The sequence below is a fragment of the Brevibacterium sp. Z349TD_9 genome (assembly GCF_056173565.1).
The window spans coordinates 1308399-1329388 of record NZ_CM149680.1 but is presented as its reverse complement, the minus strand read 5'-3'; the positions used below and the strand labels follow the sequence as shown (position 1 = coordinate 1329388).

Genomic DNA, 20990 nt, shown 5'->3' with positions numbered 1-20990 from the left:
GAGGAGTCGAAGCGATGCAGGACCACTCAGACGACGTCGTGATCTGCCGCAACTGCGGCGTGGAGACCGGCCCCACTCCCCCGCCGGTGTGCCCGATCTGCGACGATGAGCGGCAGTGGGTCCCCTCATCGGGGCAGGAGTGGGTGAGCAGAGCGCAACTGGCAGACGAGGGCCACAGGGTTGTCATGGAGGAGCGCGAACCGGGGCTTCATGCTCTGCGGGTCGAGCCCCGTTTGGGCATCGGCCAGACGTGCTATCTGGCTGCGACCGACCAGGGCAATTTGCTCTTCGACGTTCCGCCCTACATCGACGTCGACGCCGTCGCCGCGATTCGCGAACTCGGCGGGATCGCCGCGATCGCACCGAGTCATCCGCACATGTTCGGCATGCAGCTCGCGTGGAGCGCGGCGTTCGACGATGCTCCGGTCTATGTCTGCGAGGCAGATTCCTTGTGGGTACAACGGCACGGACCGGCGATGACCTACTTCGAGGCCGATGCCGCTCCCCTCCCGGAAGTCCTGCTGCGCAGAGTCGGCGGACATTTTCCCGGCAGCGCGGTCGCGCTGTGGACTGGTCGCGACGGTCATGGAGTGATGCTCAGCGGCGATTCGATCGGCCCGGTTGCGCGGTCAGGGTGGGTGACATTCATGCGCAGCTTCCCCAACTACCTTCCGCTCTCCGGCGCGGTCGTCAGGAGGATTGCCGCCTCGGTGGCCGATCTCGACTTCGACAGGATGTACGGCAACTTCGGGCAGACCATCCCGAACGGCGCGTACGATGCGGTGCAGTCCTCGGCGGACCGGTACGCCAGGTGGGCCTCCGGGGAGTTCGATCATCTGACGTGAGTCTCGGAGTCCTGCCATGAGCGGCACTGTCCTGCCATGAGCGGCACTGTCCTGCCATGAGCGGCACTGTCCTGCCATGAGCGGCACTGTTTTGCCGTGAGTGGCGCTGCCCTGCCGTGGGTGACGTGAGTCTCGGTGATCTGAGGCGAACATCGACAGCGATAGTCGAGACCCGACAGCCAAAGGCGAGGTCTGATGGCCAGAGCCGAGGTTTGATGGCCTGAATTGAGTATCGATGGGCTGTGATGCGGCCGAGGCCGGTCGCCCAGCCCGGTCCCCCGAGTTGTATCAGAACGGGGGTGGGTCGTCTTCGTCGTGGTCCCATTGCACGCAGGTCGCCGTCCATGCTCGCGAGCTTTCCCAGAACGGGTCGAGCGGCTCCGTCCACTCGTCTCCGGCCTCGTCCCTCCGCCGCCAGATGGAGTATGCCGATTCCCGTTTCCCAGGCATCAGTCTCTTCATCGTCACCGGATCCGATCCGGGCGGCAGGCACGCCTGGTGAGTGACGTTGGGCCAGTCGAGGCAGTCCGACAGTCTCTTCCGCCGTCGAGCTTCGTTCGATCGCGCGATGTTCTCCGCAAGGAGTCGGTCACGCTCCGCTGCCTCTTCAGCACGCCGGATCGCGTCATCGCGCTCACGCACGGCGTCTTCATCAGGCGGTACTTCGACTGTGTCCTTGAATGGTGGAATCAGATGTTCGGGGATCGGAATTTCGCCGGGGCTGAGGCCGCACAGTTCACTGAACTCCAATGCGTGGGCGACATCGATCGGCTGGTCTGGTGCCCGGGATCGGGTTGTGACTCCGTGTCGGAACTCGTACTCGACGGTTCCCGTGTCGAGCATGCGCACGCGGAACCGGTCGGCCGTCTTGATGGCGTGGTGGCGTTTGCACAGTGGGTGGAGGTTGCCGAACCTCGTCAGCCCGCCTTTGAGCGGATCGAGGTGGAAGAACGGAATGATGTGATCGATCTCCGAGGTGACCGCTTTGCGAGTGCACCCGGGAACGGAGCAGACTGCCCATTTGGAGATGAGTGTCCTGCGGACGTTGTTCGGAATCCGGTACGTCGTCGCTTTCGCATCAAGTGGAGTGCCGGTGGCTGGATCGGTGAGGATCCTCGTCATCGTCGAGCTGTAGCCGGCGATGCGACGAGCGGTCTCAGCCGGAATCGGCGATCCTTCGGGGAGAACGCCCGGAAGATCCGACTCACCGCAGACGGTGAGGAACGGAACGGTGACGACCACGCCGGCCTGCCAGTAGAGCCACCAGTGATGCGTGGGCATCGCGATGACGACCCTGCTGTCGATGATCCGCGAACCGTTGAGCGGGGAGGCTGAGAATGCGCTCCCCCGCCGTGAGTCGTCAGTTCCGACCGCATCCCCAGCGACGCCAGATGCGGCGGCGCGGAGGCTCCCATCGCCTCCGGCGCCGGTGGCGGCCACCTGCCCGTCGTGCATGACGATGGCTCCGTCGGAGTCGATGTCGAAGAGCAGATTTCCCTCGTCGTCGAGGAGCGGCTCTTCGCGTTCGGTTTGCACCCCGGTGACCGGATCGATCGATCGCACTCGGATGCAGAGTCTGGGCTGAGGCCGGGACAGGATGTCGTACTCGAGAGCCTGGATCGAACGCTCATCGGCGATCTCCACACCAGGTGGCAGGTCGAATGCAGCCCCACGACGTGCTCGCACTGCCCGCGCCATTGCTTCGACTCGTCGGTAGCAGGCGTAGAGCTCATCCGTGGGACCGATGAGTGACAGGCACGCCGATCCGTTCTTGTAAGTCTGGAAGTCGACGCGGCGGCGTTCGGCGGCCGTCTTCGACCGGTCCTCGGCCGGCTGGAGCACTGTGATGAATTTGCGCAGCGCCGTGCGCAGCCGGTCGCAGGTCACGTCTGCGCGTCGTTCGGCGAGATGTTCGTCGATCCGGGGAAGATACCTGAAGGCTACGGTTCGGCAGAGGTCGGCAGCCGCCTGGACATGAGCCATGGTGAACTCGCCTGCCCGGACGCGGTCAGCGAAACGCGGCAGTCCGTGGATGATCGTCATCGCGATGCCCAAGTGACGGTAGGCCTTGGAGATCGAGAGGCCGAGGATCGAGGCGGTCTCAGCGACATCCTCGGCGGGCACGTTGTCGCTGATCCAGACCGACATGTCCGTGTCGAGGCCGAAGTCCGGGAAGTCGAGGCGATCACTGTCGGTCTCGGCTTCACCGTCACTCTCGCATTCGGCGTCCGCGTCAGTGCCCGCCGATGCTCCAGGACTATCCGATTCTCGACCATCCTGCATCTCACAGGCTGCGCTCGCGATCGTCTCCGTCTGCATCGATGCGAGCAGCGACCACTGTGCGCTGAAGTCGGCATCGAATGAGAGCAACTCGGTCGGCGACTGACGGATGATGACAAGCTCGGTGGATGCCGCAGGCGGGGAGGCCTTACCTGCACACACCAGACATTCGGGGTCCGCGCAGGGGCCGAAAGGGTCACGGCGAGAATCAGGCGGGGCAGGCACAGGGGGACGGCCCGACGACATAGTGGAGCGGTCCGAGGACGCTCTAGCACTGTCCGACGAGGAGGTGGCGCCGTCCGACGATGAGGCAAAGCGGTTCGACGACAAGGTGGACGTCGACACAGTGTCGACAGTCGAATTGAGAAGGTCACCTGTCGCAGGCTCGCACTGGGAATCGCGTGGGGAGGTACAGTTGCCCACGCCGTCGATACAGTCGCCGTCAGCACCCTGATCGATAACTGCAGGTCCGACAATGCCCTCGTCGACGCTGCCGTCTTCCTGACCGCTATCCTCATTGTCACTCTCGCCGCGGCCGTCACGCTCGAGACTGCACGCGACAGAGGCGGCGATGGTCGCGATCCGGAACGGCGAGTCACCGTCGGGAACGGCGTTGCCCCACGCACGGACAGCTCGTTCAAGGGTCAGACCGGCGGTCGCTTCGAGGACCTTGAGCTGCACCTGGTCCGATTCCGCTGAGATCACAGCGAGCGCACTCGAGCTCGAATCGAGGCGGACGGTCGTCTGAGAACGGGTGTGCGAGCCGTGCTCCGCGCCCTCGTCACCAGCGGCAGGTCCGCTGCCGACACGGGCATCACGAGGTGAGGCCGCTGCGCTGTTCGCAGACTGCCCGTTTCCTGTCGGGATGCCTTTCACGGTGGTTCACCTGCCTCGGACGCCATTGTCGAGAAGTGCTGGTCGCTTCGAACTATCTAGTACGTCAATGATACCTGATTCGAACAGAGAATGTGAATACCTGATTACGAAATACTCTCAAGTATTTTCACTCCATCGGATCCCTACTGTTGTTCCATGTCACCCATTGTTGCAGTCGGCACTGACATAAGATCGAGCATCGCAGTTTCAGCACGCACCGCCGTGATCCGGCACTGCCGGGTCACTGAAGTTCACGGCTGCCTGGACGCACCGCCCCAGCACTGCGTCACTGCACCGCCCCAGCACTGTCCCACTGCTGGGGTTCTGGGCCACATCACCGAACAGCGCCCCACTGCCGGGAACCACGGTCACCGAAGCTCAGGGCTGCCGGGGCACCGCTCCAGCGCCGCCTCCCTACCCCGCTGCAGCACCGCCTCACTCCCGGGGTCGAAAGCTCCCGGGGTCGAGGGCGGCCGAGTACAGGGCTACCGGGATCCGCCTCCACCCGACTGATGCTCCAGCGGCAGCAACGGCCATCGCCGACCCACGGAACCCCACCTCGGCCATCGCCGGCCGACGAACCCCCACCTCGGCCATCGCCGGCCGACGAACCCCCACCTCCACACATTGTCCGCCCACGAACCCCTACCTCGGCGCATCACCCACCAGCGGAACTCCACCGCCGCACGTCCACCCGCCCAAGGAACCCCACCCCGCGGACGGGCACACGCCGAATGTCAGCGGTCGGCCGCCTCGGCGAAACGGGAACGCGTCGACCACGACAGCCCGAGATAGAGGAGGAACGAGATGACGAAGGACGGGATCGTCGCTCCCAGCGGACTCGGCCACACATAGGTGAGAAGGTAGGAGGCGAGCGCTCCGATGATCCACACGATGACGGCTGCCCAGTTGATTCCGCGGACGTAGGAGTAGATCCCGCCATCGTCGCGGAGGATGTCGCTCGTGTAGACGCCGCGCTTGATGATGTAGTGGTCGGCGATGAGGATCGCGAACACGGGGACGAAGAACGCGCCGATCATCGTGAGGAAGTCGGTGTACTGGTCGAGCAGCGCGAGCCACGTCGATCCGACGATCGAGATCAGTCCGAGGACGAGGGCGACGGGCAGGAAGCGCAACCGCGACCCGCTCTTCGCGCCGAGCACGGAGTTGACCATGCCGTAGACGACCATCGTGTTCGTCGCCATCACAGAGAGGAAGATGACGATCGCGAGCGGCCAGCCGAAGCGGTCGGCGAGTGCGGTGGGGTCGAAGGGCTCGGCGGTGCCTCCATCGAGGATGATGAAGCTGAACGCCGTGAGCCCGAGCAGCATCGCGAGCACGGTCGAGGTGATGTAGCCGAGGCCGGAACCGACGATCCCGGCCCTCTGACTGCCGGCGAGCCGGTTGAGGTCGCCGGAGAGCACCGTCCACGAGATCGCCGTGGCGATGACGATGTCGAGTGCGAGCACGGGGGTGAATCCGAGGCTCTCATCTGCGGGGATGGAGACGTATTCACTGGGCGCGTGGCCGATGAAGGCCGTGGCGAAGACGTAGGCCATGACGAGGAGGATGAGGAGGGCGAACCACGGCTCGGCCTTCTCGATCCCCTCGTGACCGAGGATCGCGAGCCCGACGACGAGCGCCTGACAGAGGACGGAGAAGAGGATGGGGTTCGAGAATCCCGTCGTCTGCTCGACGACGTAGTTGACGCTGATGCCGGCAAGCATCGCCTGCACCCAGCTCCATCCCATGAGGATGACGACGTTCGCCGCGACCGGCAGGTAGCTGCCAGTAGGGCCGAACGCTCCCCTGGTGATCGCCATCGTCGCCAGTCCCGTACGCGTGCCGATGTTGCCGACGAGGACGAGCACGACAGTCCCCGTCACCGTCCCCGCGACGATGACGACGATCGCGGTCCCGTAGTCGATGCCGGGGACGAAGAGCGTGCCCGTGAGCATCGTCGTGACCACGAGGTTCGCCGCCAGCCAGATCATGAACATCCGACCCGTGCTCAGCCGCCCCCGCACCACCTGCGAACTGTCGGTGTCGGATCCGACCTTCTCCTCGAGTCTGCGGTACCAGTTCATCGACCGACCGCCTCGGTGCCGGGTGCGTCGCCCGACCTCGCCGAGGCTGCCCTGCCCTGGCCGTCGGAGGTGACCGAGTCAGCGGAGGCCGATCCGTCGTCGCCCGGGACCGTGGACAGGTGCTCGTGGATCGCGATGAGATGACCCTCGCCGAGGTGGCGGAAGACGATGCTCTCCCGTTCCCGATACGACTCCCGGCCGCTCCCGGTCTCGACTGTCGTATCGACGGTGTGGGAGAAGACCGCACCGCCGGGGAACGTCTGGACGAGCGGGTCGGACGAGGCGCACGAGACGACCGACCAACCGTCGGCGAGCCAGCCTTGCCACGTCTCTTCGTACTCGGCTCGGGAGTTCAGGCGGTGGTCCTCGGGGTGGAAGATGAAGGAGGCGTCCTCGGCGAAACCGGCGAAGTACGCATCGGTGTCGGTCGCTGCGAAAGCCTCGACGATTGCGACGGCCGCCTGCGTGACGGCGTCGACCGTCGGGGTGAGGGCCTCATCTGTGAGGTCGGCGGTGGTGCCCGCCGAGATTGTGGCACTCACCGAGGGGGTGGTGCTCGCCGGGGTCGCGGGATCGGAAGCAGCTCCGCGGGAAGCGGAGTCCGGCTGGTTCGACTTCTCTGTCATGGTCTTCAGGCACCCTTCTTCGGTCCGGCCTGCTCAGACACTCTAGTGACGCTCGTCCCATCCGCACTATCCATGGTGGACAGGTTTGCGGCGCAGTATTACAGAGTGGAGGGTTCCCGGTCCCCCTTCGAAGCGACTCCCGCCGAGGCGATGCCAAACACGGCGACCCCGCTCGCCCGGCATCCCCGTCCAGGCGCACTCACATGTGCCCGGTCGCCTGGAACCTCTCGTGCCACGACAGGGCCTCGCCGAGGAGGTGCGGCGTGTGCCTCCCGTGCGGGTTCGCTGCGATCGCCCGCTCGAGGTAGTCCTCGAGCCGGTCGCGGTAGTCCGGGTGGGCGCAGTTCGCGATGATTCGCCTCGCCCTGGCCACCGGGGAGATGCCGCGCAGGTCCGCGAGTCCCTGCTCGGTGACGAGGATCTGCGTGTCGTGCTCGGTGTGGTCGATGTGGCTGGCGAACGGCACGATCGAGGAGATCGCCCCGCCCTTGGCCAGCGAGTTCGAGACGAAGAAGTTGAGGTAGGAGTTCCGGGCGAAGTCCCCGGACCCGCCGATGCCGTTGATGATCGACGACCCCATGACGTGGGTCGAGTTGACGTTGCCGTAGATGTCGGCCTCGACCATCCCGTTGATCGCCACCACGCCGAGGCGGCGGACGGCTTCGGGATGGTTCGACATCTCCTGGGTGCGCAGGAGGATCCGTCCCTTGTACGCCTCGATGTTCGCGTTGAAGTCCGCCGCCCGCTCGGCCGAGAGCGAGAACGCCGTCGCCGAGACCGAGGTGAGCTTGCCGGAGTCGATGAGATCGAGCATCCCGTCCTGGATCACTTCGGTGTAGGCGCGCATCCCCTCGAACTCGCTGTCGGCGAGATCGGCCATGACGGCGTTGGCGACATTGCCGACCCCCGACTGCAGCGGCAGCAGGGAGGGCGGCAGACGGTCGGCGCGGATCTCATGGCGGAGGAAGTCGACGAGGTGGGCGGCGATCGCCTTCGAGTCCTCGTCGACGGGCTTGAACGGGAGGTTCCGGTCCGGGCTGTGCGTCTCGACGACGGCGACGACCTTGGCCGGGTCGACCCGCAGATACGGATCGCCGATGCGCTGCATGGGCTCGAGCAGCTGGATCGGCAGGCGCTCGGGCGGTCGCCTCGTGCCGTAGTAGACGTCGTGGAACCCCTCATACGCGCGGGGGTGCCACGAGTTGACCTCGAGGATGACCTTGTCGGCGAGGTCGAGCCACGTCTTCGAGTTGCCCACAGAGCTGCCGGGCACGAGCAGTCCACCGGGCAGGATCGCCGCGACCTCGACGACGGCGACGTCGAGGTTGCCGTAGAAGCCGAACCACGCCTGCTGCGCGGAATGGCTGAGGTGGGTGTCGATGTACTCGGTGTTCCCGTCGTTGATCGACCGCCGCATCGCCGGGTCGGATTGGAAGGGCAGACGTTTGCTCACGGCCCCCGCCTCGGCGAGGACCCCGTCGAGCTCCGGAGCCGTCGACGCCCCGGTCCACAGTTCGATGCGGAAGTCCCTACCGGCGTCGTGTTCGGCCCGCGCATGGTCGGCGAGCGCGCCCGGGACCGCCTTGGGGTAGCCGGAGCCGGTGAAGCCGCTCATGGCGACGCGGTCGCCGTCGGTGATGTGCGTGGCCGCCTCGGCGGCGGTGACGACCCGTGGGGAGAGGGTCGGACAGGAGATCCTCGACATGCCAGCCAGTCTATCGAGGGGTGTGTTCCGGTCCGCCGTCAGCCCCGGTCAGGACCGCTGGTCGGCCCCGGTCGCGACCGGTGCGCCCGGTGCGGTGGCGCTCAGCCTCCCGCGTGCACCCGCATGAGCTCGGCGGTTCGGTCATGGTCGCGGGCCTCGATGGCCTCGACGATGTCGATGTGCAGCTGCAGGCGCTCGGCGATGAATGACTCGAGCGGAGTGTCGGCGACGGGCAGGACGTCGAGCGTGTGGTCGTCGATGATCGCCATGAGGTTGAGGTAGATCGAGCGCAGCAACTGGTTCGGAGTGATCTCGGCGATGCGCCGGTGCAGTCCCCAGTTCGCCTCGAGGAACCGGTTGGCGTCCTCGGCCTCGACGGCAGCGCGCATCTGCCCGATGTGCTCCCAGAGATCCCGGACGTCCTTGAGCGAGCCGTGGTCGACGGCATCTGAGGCGAGCAGGGGTTCGAGCGAGTCGCGCACCCGCATCGCGTCCTCGACGGTCGTCGAGTCGGCGTCGAGGGCGAGCAGCGAGTTGCCCAGTCTGGCCATCGGCGTCGGCTCGGCGGCGAAGAGTCCGCCTCCGGGCCCGGGGCGCAGGGTGATGATCCCCCGATGCTGGAGCAGGCGCAGGGCCTCGTTGAATGTCCCCTTCGAGACGCCGCACTCGACCTGGAGGGCGCCCTTCGTCCCCAGTCGCTGTCCCGGCTCGAGGCGACTCGCGCGGTCCGAGACCAGCGCGACGGCCCTGTCCACCGGCGAGGTCGTCAGGGCTCTGGTCTCGCTCGTCATCGTCCTTCTCCCCTCTGCTCGACAGTGCCTGGCACGAGGTTACCCGACGTGCTTGACATCACGGTCCCTGACCGGGCACTCTTGAAGCCACAAATTCATCATGATTAATTATACCGAATCGGCGCGACGGTGTCCCGCCCTCGCCGAGGCGGTCGCCCCGTCCGCATTCTCGTCCGAAGGAGAACGAGCAATGACCCCTCCTCCCGCTCCCTCCCGCACCGATGTCCTCGTCGTCGGGGCCGGCCCGACCGGACTCACGCTCGCGGCGATCCTCGCCCGCGACGGCATCGACGCGATCACCATCACCCGCTATCCGACGACCGCGCACTCGCCCCGGGCGCACATCACCAACCAGCGCACGATGGAGGTCTTCCGCGATCTCGGCATCGAGGACGACGTCATCGCCGTGGCCACCCCGAACGCGTTCATGCGCAACAACGTCTGGGCGACGAGCTTCGCCGGGCAGGAGATCGCCCGTCTCGAGACGTGGGGCACCGGCAGCGCCCGCTCGGGTGACTACGAGATCGCCAGTCCCAGCGCGATGTGCAACATCCCTCAGCACATCCTCGAACCCGTCATCGCCGAGGCGGCCCGCAGTTTCGGGGCCGACCTGCGGTTCTCCACGGAGCTCGTCTCCGCGGTCGAGACGCCCGAGGGCGTCGAGGCGACCGTGCGCAACCGCGACACCGGGGAGGAGTCGCTCATCCTCGCGCAGTACATCGTCGGCGCCGACGGCGGTCGCTCGACGGTCGCCGAGGAGTTCGACTTCTCCTTCACCGGGGAGTCGGGGCTCGGCGCGGCGCTGAATATCTGGCTCGACGCCGACCTCACGCAGTACTGCGACTACCGGCCCGGCACCCTCTACTGGATGGCGCAGCCGGGCAACGACTACTGGGTGGGCTCGGGGACGTGGATCAACGTCAGGCCCTTCACCGAGTGGGTCCTCCTGTGCATGTACGACCCCGCCGAGGGCGAACCTGACACGAGCGACGAGGCGCTCGTCGCGCTCGCCCAGTCGACGATCGGCGACCCCGACGTCGAGGTGAGCATCAAGCAGGTCTCGAAGTGGCAGATCAACCACGTCGTCGCCGACGAGTACCGGAAGGGCCGGGCCTTCCTCGCCGGCGACGCCGCCCACCGGCACCCGCCGGCCAACGGCCTGGGAACGAACACCTCGATCCAGGACGCGTACAACCTCGGGTGGAAGCTCTCGGCGGAGCTGCGCGGGGAGGCCGAGATGGGACTGCTCGAGACCTACAGTCAGGAGCGTCAGCCCGTCGGGCGGCGCGTCGTCGACCGGGCGATGAAGAGCGTCGTCGACATGGGACCGATCGCGCAGGCGCTCGGCTTCGCGCCGGGTCAGACCGCCGAGGAGGGGTGGGCGAGCCTCAACGGACTTTTCGACGACCCGGCTCGGCGCCGCGAGCTCATCGAAGCCGTCGAACTGCAGAACTACCAGTTCAACGCCCTCGGCATCGAACTCGGCCAGTATTACGTCTCCGATGGCATCGTGCCCGCCGAAGCCGACGACGATGAACGGGGCCGGTCCGACTCCGAGCCAACGACCGCCTCGGCGGGGGCTCGTTCCTCAGCCGCAGCTCCCGACCCTGACCTCGACCACGTACCCTCGACCCGACCCGGGTCGCCGCTGCCCCACGCCTGGGTCGATCGCGACCGGCAGCGGCTCTCGACGCTCGATCTCGTCGGCTCCGGCGGGTGGACGCTCATCACCGGCCACGACGACTCCGGCTGGGCAGAGGCTGCCGAGACGGTCGCCGGCGAGCTCGAAGTCTCCCTGCGCACCGCGCAGGTGAGCATGGGCGGTGAGTGCAACGACGTCCTCCACCGGTGGGCGGCGATCAGCGACCTCACGGACTCCGGCGCCCTCCTCGTCCGACCCGACCGGATCATCGCGTGGAACTGCGCAGTCCGCCCGGTGGATCCGGCGGCAGCCCTGCGGACGGCGATGATGACGGCGACAGGGCGCAGTCGTCCGACCGCCTCGGCGGATCCGGAGACCCTGGCCGCAGCCACACGATAGGGGCGCGCCGGCAGGTCTACCATGGTCGGCATGAGGGAAAGTCTCCTTGTGCCGGAACGCCAACTGCGGATCGCCGGAATCTGCTGGGCGGGGGCGGGTCTGGTCTATCTCCTCGCCGAGGCGGCCGCAGCGTCGGCCTTCCCGAACTATTCGTACGCGGTCAACTACGTCAGCGACCTCGGCGTCCCCGATGTCGAGGTCCTCGCCGGTCGCCGCATCGACTCCCCGCTCTGGCCGGTGATGACGCTCGGCTTCGGCGTCCAGGGCGTGCTCTTCGCGCTCGGGGCGGTGCTCGCCGTCCGCAGTTCCCGACAGCCGCTGGGTCGTGTGTTCGTCGTCTTCGCGCTCGTCCATGGGCTCGGGATGGTCGTCATCGCCGCCGTCCATGGCGGTCAGGCGACCATCGCGGCCGGGCTCGGGTGGGTCCACCTCCTCGGCGCCGGGCTCGCGCTTCTCGGCGGTCAGGCAGCGGTGATCGTCGCCGGCGCAGCACTTCTCCGCCGTCGCGGGCGGACCTCCACCGACGTCCGCCTCGGCGCGGTGAGCATCGCGCTCGGAGTCGTCGGATTCCTCGGGATCGTCATGCTCGAGATCGACGTGCGGGTGGTGGCGGGCACGATCCTCGCCGACGGGGTGTGGGAGCGGATCGGGTTCTACGCGATCATCGCGTGGGAGCTGCTCATCGGTGTCGCGCTCACAGCACGGCGCCCCGATCCGAGGGGAATCGGGGCGCCGTGAGCGGAGGGCCCGGCTAGGCGAAGATGCTCACCCCACCCGGTCCGACAAGGAGTCCGACGACGATGAGGATGACACCCCAGAGGATCTGCTTCCGGAAGATGGCGAAGATTCCTGAGATGACGAGGATCGCGGCGATGATCCAGAGGATTGTGGCGAGCATGATGACTTCCTTTCGTTGTGGTGCGCGGGGGTCTCAGTGCCTGGGGGCGTTCGGGTTGCGGCCGTCGACGTCGGGCTGATTCGGGTCGAGACGGCGCGGACGGGTCGGGTCGACTGCGTTCAGGTCGCCCTGGTCCGGGTCGGCCGCGTACGGGTCGGCCTGGTTCGGGTCGCCCTGGTGCCCGGCGTACCGTCCGTCTCCGTTGACATCGCCCTGATTCGGGGCGAACCGGCGGTCGGGGTCCTGATCACCGGTGTATCGGTTCGACTCGTACGGGTCGGCACCGCGCGGGTCGCGGCCATCGTAACGATCGGATCCGACGCCCTGTGCTGCGCGGGGATCACGACCATCGACGCCGTCGGCGGCGAGGCCGTCGGTGCTGCCGTAACCGGCGTTGCGGTCGTACCTGCCGGCACCGCCCGCGTCGCGGTCGTACTGGTCGTCGCGATCGCTCACACCGGCAGCTCCGACGCCGCGGCCGTCGCGATCGCGGTCGCCCCAGCCGCGTCCGTCGCGGCCGTCCTGATCACGATCGTCCCAGCCGCGGCCGTCGCGGTCACGGGTGCTCTGGTCGTCCCAGCCGCGGCCGTCCCGGTCACGGGTGCTCTGGTCATCCCAGCCGCGGCCGTCCCGGTCACGGGTGCTCTGGTCATCCCAGCCGCGGCCGTCCCGGTCACGGGTGCTCTGGTCGTCCCAGCCGCGGCCGTCGCGGTCATTGAGATTGCGACCGTCCTGATCGCGGTCATCGACGTCCCAGTCGCGAGCGTCGGCGTCGCGGTCGGTCCTGCGCTCTCCTGTGCGCTCATCGACATCGGGGTCGAGCTCGTCGGCGCGGCGGAGGTCGCGCTCCTGCTCGAGCCGCGACTTCTCTGCGGACTGTTCGAGGTGGCTGGCCGAGACGTCGTACTGCTCGGCCTTGGCCGCGGCCTCCTGTGCCTCGGCTTCGCGCTGACGGGCCTCCGCCGCCTTCGCCTCGGCCTCCGCGTATGCCTGGTCGGCGCGGGAGCGGGCGGTTCCGGCTTCAGCTTCGTAGGCCTCGGTGCGCGGGCTGGACTCGGCGACATTCTGGCGGATCTGCGCTGCCTCCTGACGCTGAGCTTCGCGCTTCTTCGCCGCCGCCCTCCGGCTCACCGCGACGATGACGATGATGGCGACGATGACGACGACAGCTGCGACGACGATCCAGAGGATGGTGGATCCATTCATGCGCCCAATTCCTTTCAGTGCGGTCGACCCTCTTCGGCCGGCTCGACTACTACATCGGTGCTCCTCTCATCGTTGCACGGCACCTCCATACCGGCAAGTGTATTTGCGAATATCTCTTGCCGTATGACACAACTTCGTCACAGCCAGGCATCTTTCCGCCAGTCTGCTGTACTTCGTGTCGCGGGTCAGCGACAGTGGTGGGATGCACCCCAGCCCCGCCCCCACCATCCCCATCAGCGACCTGGCCGCCGCCCACGGCCTCGAGATCGACCCGTCGACGATCGTCGTCAGCGAACTCGGCCTCGACTTCCGTGTCGCCATCGCCGAGGCGGCCGACGGCCGTTCGTGGGTGATGCGGATCCCCCGCCGTTCGGATGCCGCCGACCGCGCCCGCGTCGAAGGACGCCTGCTCGCTGCCATCGGCCCTGAGCTGAGCTTCTCGGTCCCGGATTGGAAGATCCACACCGATGACCTCATCGCCTATCCCCTGCTCCCGGGTTCTCCGGGGCTGTCGATCGATGACGCGGGACAGCCTCGGTGGCATTTCGACCTCGAATCCGCGGACTATGCACGCTCCCTCGGCGACGTCCTCGCCGAACTCCACGCCGTCGATGAGGAGATCGTGGCCGATTCCGGCATCCCCATCGAATCCCCCGCCGAGGTGAGGGCCCGCAAACGCGAGGAGATCGCCGCCGTCGCCGCGGAGTTCGAGGTCTCGCCAGAACTCCTCGACAGGTGGAGGGCATGGCTCGCCGACGACCGGTACTGGCCGACGTGGACGACCGTGACTCACGGTGAGATCTATCCCGCACACCAGGTCATGGAGGGCCCGACGATCCTCGGACTCCTCGATTGGACGACGGCGGCCGTCGGCGACCCCGCCCGCGATTTCGCCTTCCACCAGGCCAGCGTGTCGCCGGAGGCCTTCGACCTCACGGTCGACCGCTACGTCGAGAACGGCGGGAAGGTGTGGCCGAAGCTCGCCGAACACTGCGCGCACCTGTTCTCGACGGCGGCCGTCGACCTCGGACTCTTCGCGCTCGAGACGGACGATGAGGAGCATCTGGCGGCGGCGCGGGAGCAGTTGGGCACCGGGCCGAGAGGATGAGGGATAGCGTCGATGGCCGAGGAACTGCTCACCGCTCGTCTGCGCCTGCGGCGACTGGTACCCGGCGACGCAGCCGTCGTTCGGCGCCTGTGGTCGGAACGTGATCCGCGAGTCCCCGCACGGCGTCGCCTCGACGACCGGGGACATCCGACGGTGGCCGAGCTCGCCGAGTCACTCGCCGACCGAGGCAGCGAGACCGAAGACTCGACACTCGGGCTCATGGCGCTCGAGACGCGTGCGACGGCCGAGTTCGTCGGTTACTGCGGCACCGTGATCGGAGGAGCATCCAGGGCAGAGCCTGAGATCGCCTTCGAGATCGCCGCCGAGTTCCAGGGACTCGGCTATGCGACCGAGGCGGCCCACGCGATCGTACAGGTGGCGCGAGCCGCGGGGACGGCCCGACTGTGGGCATCGGTTCGCGAGTGGAACGCCCCATCGTTCCGCGTGCTGGAGAACGTCGGGTTCGTCGACAGCAGCGTTCGCACCCCCGACACGGTCCACGGCGATTCGATCTGGTGGAGCATGGATCTCTGTCCGGACCAGCAGGACCGTGGCCGTTAGCCTGGGGCCATGAGTGATTTCCTCAAACAGCGTTCAGGTGCCCCGCACGGGTTCTTCGCCGCCGAGGCGGCCGGCCTGAAGTGGCTCTCCGCACCCGGGGTCATCCCCGTCGTCGACGTCATCGACGTCGGTGAGGACGTCCTCCGGCTCGAACGTCTCACCTCCGTCCCGCCCAGCCCCGAGGCTGCTGCGGAGTTCGGACGCAGACTCGCCCACCTCCATGACTCCGGCGCACCGGCGTTCGGGTGGGCGCCGGCGGAACCCGCATGGTTCGGACCCCTGGACTCCCCCTTCGAGGTGTCGGTGGAGCCGACGTCGTCGTTCTCCGACTTCTGGGTCGCCCAGCGCCTGAGGCCGGTGGCCGACGACGTCGCCGCTGAGCTCACGCCCGAGGAGAATGCCACGGTCGCCTCGGCGATCACAGCAGTCGGGACAGGAGCCTTCGACGGCATCGCCGGCTCCGGCACGGAATCCCCCTCTCGAGTCCATGGCGACCTCTGGTCGGGCAACCTCATGTGGACTCCGGCCGGCGGGACGCTCATCGACCCGGCGGCCCACGGTGGGCACCGCCTCGAGGATCTCGGAATGCTCGCGCTCTTCGGCACTCCGTTCCTCGACGAGATCTTCGCCGGATACGAAACGGCCCATCCTATGCCCGAATCGTGGCGCGCGGACCTGCCGGCCCACAGCTTCTTCGCACTCCTCGCCCATGTCCGACTCTTCGGGCGAGGCTTCCTCGACCAGACGTTGAGCGCTGCCCGCGCGATCACCGACCGTGGCGTGGAACTGGGGGCGTGAGAACAGCTGCCCTCACCACGGGTCAGATTGTCACGGTTGAGAACCGACGGAGAACAGCAGTGCCCGGCCCGATCGGACCGGGCACCACTGCGAGCTCCTACGGCAGCCGATCCGCCTGACTACTTGAGCGAGATCTCCACGGGATCGGAGAAGATGCCGCCTTCGAAGGTGAGTCGGTCCGGGGTGACGTCCTCAGGGACGTCGAAGACGAGCACGCCCTCAGCGGTGTTGCCCGGGTTGATCTCCTCGAGGAAGAGGATCGAGTCCTCGTCGGCGTAGATGCCCGCCTCCGAGTCAGAGGAGTACGTGTTGCCCTTGTCGTCACCGAGTTTGATGTTGTCCTCGAAGAAGTACTCGGGTGAGCTCTTCGTGTTCTTCACCGACAGGGAGACCGTGACGAACTGCCCCTGTGCCTCGGTGTTCAGATACTCCGAACCGACGCTCGAGACTCCGTCCTCGACCTTGTTCACGGTGATCTCCCACCCGTCGGCGGTGACGGCATCGCCGATGCCGTACTCGGGGGCGGCCTCGGCCTTCTCCTCGGCGGGCTTGTCCTCCGCAGGCTTCTCACCGGTGTCCTGCTCCTCTGCCGCACCACCGTCGGAGCCACCCTGCGACGAGGTCGAGCCTGTGTCCTCGGTCTCGTCTCCGCCGCCTCCGGAGATCGCACTGAAGAAGATGATGACGACAAGGACGACGAGGAGCCAGAACCACCAGCGCTTGAGCAGGGGCTTCTTCTGCTTCGGAGGCTTCTGCCCCGGGTGCATTCCCGGATAGCCGCCGGGGCCGGCCGGCGGCTGCAGGCCCCACTGGGGAGGCTGACCGGGCTGAGGCTGACCGGGCTGCGGCTGACCGGCGTACTGCGGTGCCGCGTACTGCGGCGACCACTGAGTCTGACCTGATGGCTGGGGACCTGCCGGATGCTGGGGACCGGGCGGCTGGGGAGAGTTCTGCTGAGGACCGGACTGCTGGGGATATGGGTCGGGCGGATTCGACATGATGCTCCTTGCAGGGGCGAATAATTCTGACCCGTTCAGCCTCGGGGAATTCTCAGGATTGCGCGTCCGCCCATCGGATCGAACAGGCGAGCCGATCGGTTGATGCTCTTCACCCGATCGGTGGACTACGCGTGTCAGACCCTGCCGATACGATTCATCTGTGTCAGGTCAACCACCCCCGCCGGAGCAGCACCGGCCGCAGCCGGCTCAGTCGCCGCAGCCGGCCCGGGCTCCGCGCGCTCCTCAGCACCCCGGCAGCATGCTGCCGCATGATCGCGACGGCGCACCCCCGGGCCGCCACGGTTCGGACGTGCGCCGACCTGCGCTCAACATCCCTCCGCGACCTCCCCGCCATCCCGTCCAGTCGACACCCATGGGGCACGGTCCCGCGGCGACGAGCGGACAGCAGCTCCAGTGGTCGCCTCCTGCAGGCAACGTGACCAGTCGGTCGGCGGCTGAGCACGGCCGATCGGCGACCCACTCGGCGTCGGGTCGGCGCGGCTCGACCCCGCGCTGGCTGCGGATCACCGGGAGCATCCTCATCGGGATCGTCATCTTCGTCTCCGGCTATCTCACCTCGATGATGGCTCTGACGGCGAACACACTGGCATTCGGCGACGGCATTCTCAGCGTCATCGGCGTCCTCCTCGTCATCCTGCTCCTGCCGATGTGGGGCACCGTGTTCATGCGCCGCAGATGGCCGTGGGTGCCCTTCCTCGTCGGGCTCGTCCCGGCACTGGCGTGGGGAGACTGCCTCCTCATGCTCATCGGACTGTTCCACCTCATCATCCGGGGGTCCCGCCGCAGTGCGGTCATCGCCGCAGTGACCGGCTCCGTCGTCGTCATCGGTTCGATAGTGCGACACTGCCTTTCCCCGACGGCACTCAATCCGTTCAGCTTCTTCGTCATCTCCTCAGCGGTGCAGCCGGGCAATCCCGCGCTCCCCACACCTCCGGAAGACACCGTCCTCGCCGTCAACGTCGTGACCATCGGCATCGGCACCATAGCTCTCGGTCTCAGCCTCGGACTGGGGTATCTCATCCGGCGCACCCAGCGGATGAGAGCGGTCGAAGCCCGCGCGGATCGAGAGGCACAGCGCAACGAATCGCTCTCGGCCGAACTCGCGCGCCAGTCCGAACGCGAACTGCTCGCGCGCGAACTCCACGACACGCTCTCCCACCGCCTCTCCGTCATCTCCCTCCACAGCGGTGCCCTCGAACTCGGCAGCAAGGACGGCGCCGATGTCGCGTCGACCGCCTCGGCGCTTCGGCAGGAGGCGCACGCCTCCCTCGAGGATCTGCGCGAGCTCGTCGGCGGAGTCCGTGAGGGCACGCTGGCCGGCGCCGGCCCGCACAAGGAGCAGTCGACTCCCCCGAGCCTGGCCTCGATGCGCTCGATCCCCCAGCTCATCACGTCGGTGCAGGCCACCGGCACGATCGTGCGCCCCTCGATCATCATCCAGGACGTCGAGAGCGCATCGACGAGCTTCGACCGAGCTGTGTACCGGATCGTCCAGGAGTCCCTGACGAACGCGATGAAGCACGCCCCCGGAGCGCCTGTGACGGTCGAGGTCTCGGTCTCCGCCGACCGCGGGGGCCATCTCATCATCGTCAATCCCGCGCCTGTGCCGAGTCCGCGTCACGGCCATCGCGACACCGGCGCCGAGGTGCTTCCTGCCCGGCCGTCGGCCCCGCCGTTCTCCCGCGGCGGTGCCCCGGCGAGCCGTCCACTGTCCACGTCCGGTTCGGGATCCGGCCTCGAGGGCATCCGCGAGCGGGCCGTCATGCTCGACGGCGAGGCGCACATCGGTATTCGTGACGGCGACTTCGTCGTCGAGGTGATCCTCCCGCCCTTCCCCCGCCGAGGCTGAAACCGACCGACCCGGCCTGATACCGCAGTCGTCACCGGTGTCTTCACCCTCCGGTAGTCTGTCGTCCATGACCCAGACCGCCGATCCCATCCGCGTCATCGTCGTCGACGACGACCCGATGGTCGTCACCGGGATCAAGGGGATCCTCAGCACGACGGACGACATCGAGACGGTCGGGTCGGCGCTCAGCGGTGAGGACGCCCTCGACCAGGTCGCCCTCCACTTCCCCGACATCGTCCTCATGGACATCCGGATGCCCGGCATCGGCGGGATCGAGGCGATCGAACGGCTCACCAACAGCGTCCGCCCGCCCAAGGTCGTCGCGCTCACGAGCTTCGACAGCGACGATTACCTCTATCGCGCTCTGGAGGCCGGAGCCGCCGGATACCTCGTCAAGGACATCGGCCCCTCCGCCCTCGCCGAGGCGATCCGCAGAGTCCACGCCGATGAGCCGTTCGTCTCCCCTGTCGCCCTCAGACGACTGATCGGAAACGCCACGTCCCGCTCAGCGCGCACGATGCAGCGCGAAGCCGAGGAGCTGCTCGCCGACCTCACCGAACGTGAGCTCGAGATCGCCGTCTACGTCGCGCAGGGCCTGTCGAACCAGGAGATCGCCGACACGATGTTCATGAGTCAGGCGACCGTGAAGACGCATCTCAATCGGATCAACATCAAGCTCGACACGAGCAACCGCGTCCACATCGCCGTCATCGTCGAACGCGCTCAGCTGCCGGCGATGCGACCGCCGTCGACCGGCTGAGCCCCTCCGCCGGCAGCAGGCCCCTGATTCCTCGTCATGGCGCGGACCCCCGACTGGCGACACGCAAGTCGTTGATTCTGCGCACGCATCGATGCCCCGAGCAACCGGCCCAGGGCACCGACGAGGCCTCCGAACTGACCGGCGAGGCGACCGTCGATGTCCGACGGCCGCCTCGGCGAGGTCAGCCCCGGCGCCACACCCCCACAGTCTGGGCGTCTTCGTTGTTCACTGACAGATCGATGCCGCGCCGGTCCTTGACCAGGGAGACGGCGAACAGCGAGATGCCGGCCATGATGACGAGGTAGAGCGACACCGAAGCGGTCGTCCCGGTCGCCTCGAGCAGAGCCTGAGCGATCGTCGGGGCGAACGCTCCGCCGATGACCGCACCGAGGGCATAGGAGATCGCGACGCCGCTGAAGCGGATCGAGGCGGGGAACAGCTCGACGTAGAGGGCCGCCTGCGGCCCGTACGAGAGGCCGAGCCCGATGGAGAAGACACCGAGCGCAAGGTACATGAGCCCGAGGTTGCCGGTGTTGATGAGCCAGAACAGCGGGAACGCGGCGACGATGAGGATGATGAAGCCCAAGACGTAGGTCTTCACCCGCCCGATGGCGTCGGCGAGGTAACCCGAGACGGCCGTCGAGAGCAGCCACACGAACGACCCGAAGGTGATCGCCAGGAGCACATCGATGGGGGCGAAGCCGACGGGGTCGGTCGCGTACTTCGTGACGAAGCCGCCGGTCGTCATGTAGCCGCTCGCGTTGTTGCCGGCGAAGATGAGGGCCGCAACGATGACGAGGGGAAGGTGCTTCTTGAAGAGGACGAGGATCGGCGCCTTGCGCTTGGCCGACTCCTCCTGGATCTCCTGGAACACCGGCGTGTCCTCGACCGTGCGGCGCACCCAGTAGCCGACGCCGATGAGGACGACGGAGAGGAGGAACGGAATCCTCCATCCCCATTCGAGGAACGCATCCCCGGGCGAGATGACGCCGGTCATGAGCGCGATGACGCCCGAGGAGAGCAGCATGCCCAAGGGCACGCCGAGCTGCGGGTAGCACCCGGCTCGGCCGCGCCGGGTCACCTCGGCGTGTTCTACGGCGAGCAGCGCGGCACCGCCCCATTCGCCGCCCGCGGACAGCCCCTGGATGATGCGGAGCAGGATGAGGATGATCGGAGCGGCGACGCCGATGGCCGCATAGGTGGGGATGAGGCCGATGAGCGCGGTCGCCACACCCATCGTCACAAGCGTGACGACGAGGATGAAACGGCGCCCGAGCCGGTCACCGAAGTGCCCGGCGAGGAACGCGCCGAGGGGCCGGAAGAGGAACGAGATGCCGATCGTCGCGAAGGAGAGCATCTGGGCGCCCGCCTCGCCGGCGGGCGCGAAGTAGAGCTGGGCGAAGACGAGGGCAGCGGCGGTCGAGTACGTGAAGTAGTCGTACCACTCGATCGTCGTGCCGATGACGGTGGCGAAGGCGACCTTCCGCTGAGTCCGCTTCGCCTGCGGCGTGGTTCCGTGAGTGACAGTCATGAGAACGTC

The 20990-nt window shown here is 67.3% G+C and carries 17 protein-coding genes; 8 read left to right on the top strand and 9 right to left on the bottom strand.

Features of this window, described 5'->3' with window-relative positions; all coding sequences use genetic code 11:
- Positions 1-14 precede the first annotated feature (14 nt).
- Positions 15-845, top strand: coding sequence for an MBL fold metallo-hydrolase (locus AC0VYB_RS05955; protein ID WP_063250586.1), 831 nt, complete (start codon positions 15-17; stop codon positions 843-845).
- Between the two features lie 288 nt (positions 846-1133).
- Here the strand turns inward: AC0VYB_RS05955 and AC0VYB_RS05950 are convergent, their stop codons facing one another.
- The 5 genes from AC0VYB_RS05950 to AC0VYB_RS05930 all read right to left on the bottom strand — a co-directional run bounded on the left by AC0VYB_RS05950 (position 1134) and on the right by AC0VYB_RS05930 (position 9210).
- Positions 1134-4001, bottom strand: a complete 2868-nt coding sequence (locus AC0VYB_RS05950; RefSeq protein WP_475385076.1) for an HNH endonuclease signature motif containing protein — start codon at positions 3999-4001, stop codon at positions 1134-1136.
- 737 nt (positions 4002-4738) lie between these two features.
- Positions 4739-6088: a purine-cytosine permease family protein gene (locus tag AC0VYB_RS05945; RefSeq protein WP_144587942.1), complete on the bottom strand. Its 1350-nt coding sequence runs from the start codon at positions 6086-6088 to the stop codon at positions 4739-4741.
- Positions 6085-6714: a YybH family protein gene (locus AC0VYB_RS05940; RefSeq protein ID WP_144587944.1), complete on the bottom strand. Its 630-nt coding sequence runs from the start codon at positions 6712-6714 to the stop codon at positions 6085-6087. Before AC0VYB_RS05940 ends, AC0VYB_RS05945 begins: the two co-directional genes overlap by 4 nt.
- A 199-nt stretch (positions 6715-6913) precedes the next feature.
- Positions 6914-8419 (bottom strand): acetyl-CoA hydrolase/transferase family protein, encoded by a 1506-nt coding sequence (locus AC0VYB_RS05935; protein WP_475385075.1) that lies wholly within the window; start codon positions 8417-8419, stop codon positions 6914-6916.
- 101 nt (positions 8420-8520) lie between these two features.
- A complete protein-coding gene (locus AC0VYB_RS05930; RefSeq protein WP_009374762.1) occupies positions 8521-9210 on the bottom strand; it encodes a FadR/GntR family transcriptional regulator in 690 nt (229 codons plus the stop codon).
- 190 nt (positions 9211-9400) lie between these two features.
- Here AC0VYB_RS05930 and AC0VYB_RS05925 point away from each other — a divergent pair, with 190 nt between their 5' ends.
- Together AC0VYB_RS05925 and AC0VYB_RS05920 are read left to right on the top strand one after the other, a co-directional pair.
- Positions 9401-11251: an FAD-dependent oxidoreductase gene (locus tag AC0VYB_RS05925; RefSeq protein ID WP_009374758.1), complete on the top strand. Its 1851-nt coding sequence runs from the start codon at positions 9401-9403 to the stop codon at positions 11249-11251.
- A gap of 30 nt (positions 11252-11281) precedes the next feature.
- Positions 11282-11989, top strand: a complete 708-nt coding sequence (locus AC0VYB_RS05920; RefSeq protein ID WP_205772075.1) for a DUF998 domain-containing protein — start codon at positions 11282-11284, stop codon at positions 11987-11989.
- Between the two features lie 13 nt (positions 11990-12002).
- On the opposite strand, the gene AC0VYB_RS05915 is transcribed toward AC0VYB_RS05920, so the two are convergent.
- Both AC0VYB_RS05915 and AC0VYB_RS05910 read right to left on the bottom strand, forming a co-directional pair.
- The gene (locus AC0VYB_RS05915) at positions 12003-12149 is read right to left on the bottom strand and encodes a GPGG-motif small membrane protein (RefSeq protein ID WP_009374756.1); all 147 of its coding nucleotides are present in this window, start codon (positions 12147-12149) and stop codon (positions 12003-12005) included.
- 33 nt (positions 12150-12182) lie between these two features.
- Complete coding sequence (locus AC0VYB_RS05910; protein WP_009374755.1) at positions 12183-13355, bottom strand: ifapsoriasin-like protein; 1173 nt, start codon at positions 13353-13355, stop codon at positions 12183-12185.
- A 202-nt stretch (positions 13356-13557) separates the two neighbouring features.
- Here AC0VYB_RS05910 and AC0VYB_RS05905 point away from each other — a divergent pair, with 202 nt between their 5' ends.
- Genes AC0VYB_RS05905 through AC0VYB_RS05895 form a run of 3 tightly spaced genes read left to right on the top strand, consistent with a single transcriptional unit; the run spans position 13558 to position 15822 of the window.
- A complete protein-coding gene (locus AC0VYB_RS05905; protein ID WP_259800676.1) occupies positions 13558-14463 on the top strand; it encodes a macrolide 2'-phosphotransferase in 906 nt (301 codons plus the stop codon).
- Positions 14464-14475: 12 nt separating this feature from the next.
- Positions 14476-15024, top strand: coding sequence for a GNAT family N-acetyltransferase (locus AC0VYB_RS05900; RefSeq protein ID WP_259864258.1), 549 nt, complete (start codon positions 14476-14478; stop codon positions 15022-15024).
- 9 nt (positions 15025-15033) lie between these two features.
- On the top strand, positions 15034-15822 hold the full coding sequence (locus AC0VYB_RS05895) for a fructosamine kinase family protein (protein ID WP_259864261.1): 789 nt from the start codon (positions 15034-15036) through the stop codon (positions 15820-15822).
- A 119-nt stretch (positions 15823-15941) separates the two neighbouring features.
- On the opposite strand, the gene AC0VYB_RS05890 is transcribed toward AC0VYB_RS05895, so the two are convergent.
- On the bottom strand, positions 15942-16820 hold the full coding sequence (locus AC0VYB_RS05890; protein ID WP_040340914.1) for a DUF4352 domain-containing protein: 879 nt from the start codon (positions 16818-16820) through the stop codon (positions 15942-15944).
- Between the two features lie 373 nt (positions 16821-17193).
- Between AC0VYB_RS05890 and AC0VYB_RS05885 the strand changes: the two genes are divergently transcribed.
- Together AC0VYB_RS05885 and AC0VYB_RS05880 are read left to right on the top strand one after the other, a co-directional pair.
- On the top strand, positions 17194-18690 hold the full coding sequence (locus tag AC0VYB_RS05885) for a sensor histidine kinase (protein WP_009374750.1): 1497 nt from the start codon (positions 17194-17196) through the stop codon (positions 18688-18690).
- 67 nt (positions 18691-18757) lie between these two features.
- Positions 18758-19450, top strand: a complete 693-nt coding sequence (locus AC0VYB_RS05880) for a response regulator transcription factor (protein WP_009374749.1) — start codon at positions 18758-18760, stop codon at positions 19448-19450.
- A 181-nt stretch (positions 19451-19631) separates the two neighbouring features.
- On the opposite strand, the gene AC0VYB_RS05875 is transcribed toward AC0VYB_RS05880, so the two are convergent.
- The gene (locus tag AC0VYB_RS05875; RefSeq protein ID WP_063250580.1) at positions 19632-20981 is read right to left on the bottom strand and encodes an MFS transporter; all 1350 of its coding nucleotides are present in this window, start codon (positions 20979-20981) and stop codon (positions 19632-19634) included.
- Between the last annotated feature and the right edge of the window lie 9 nt (positions 20982-20990).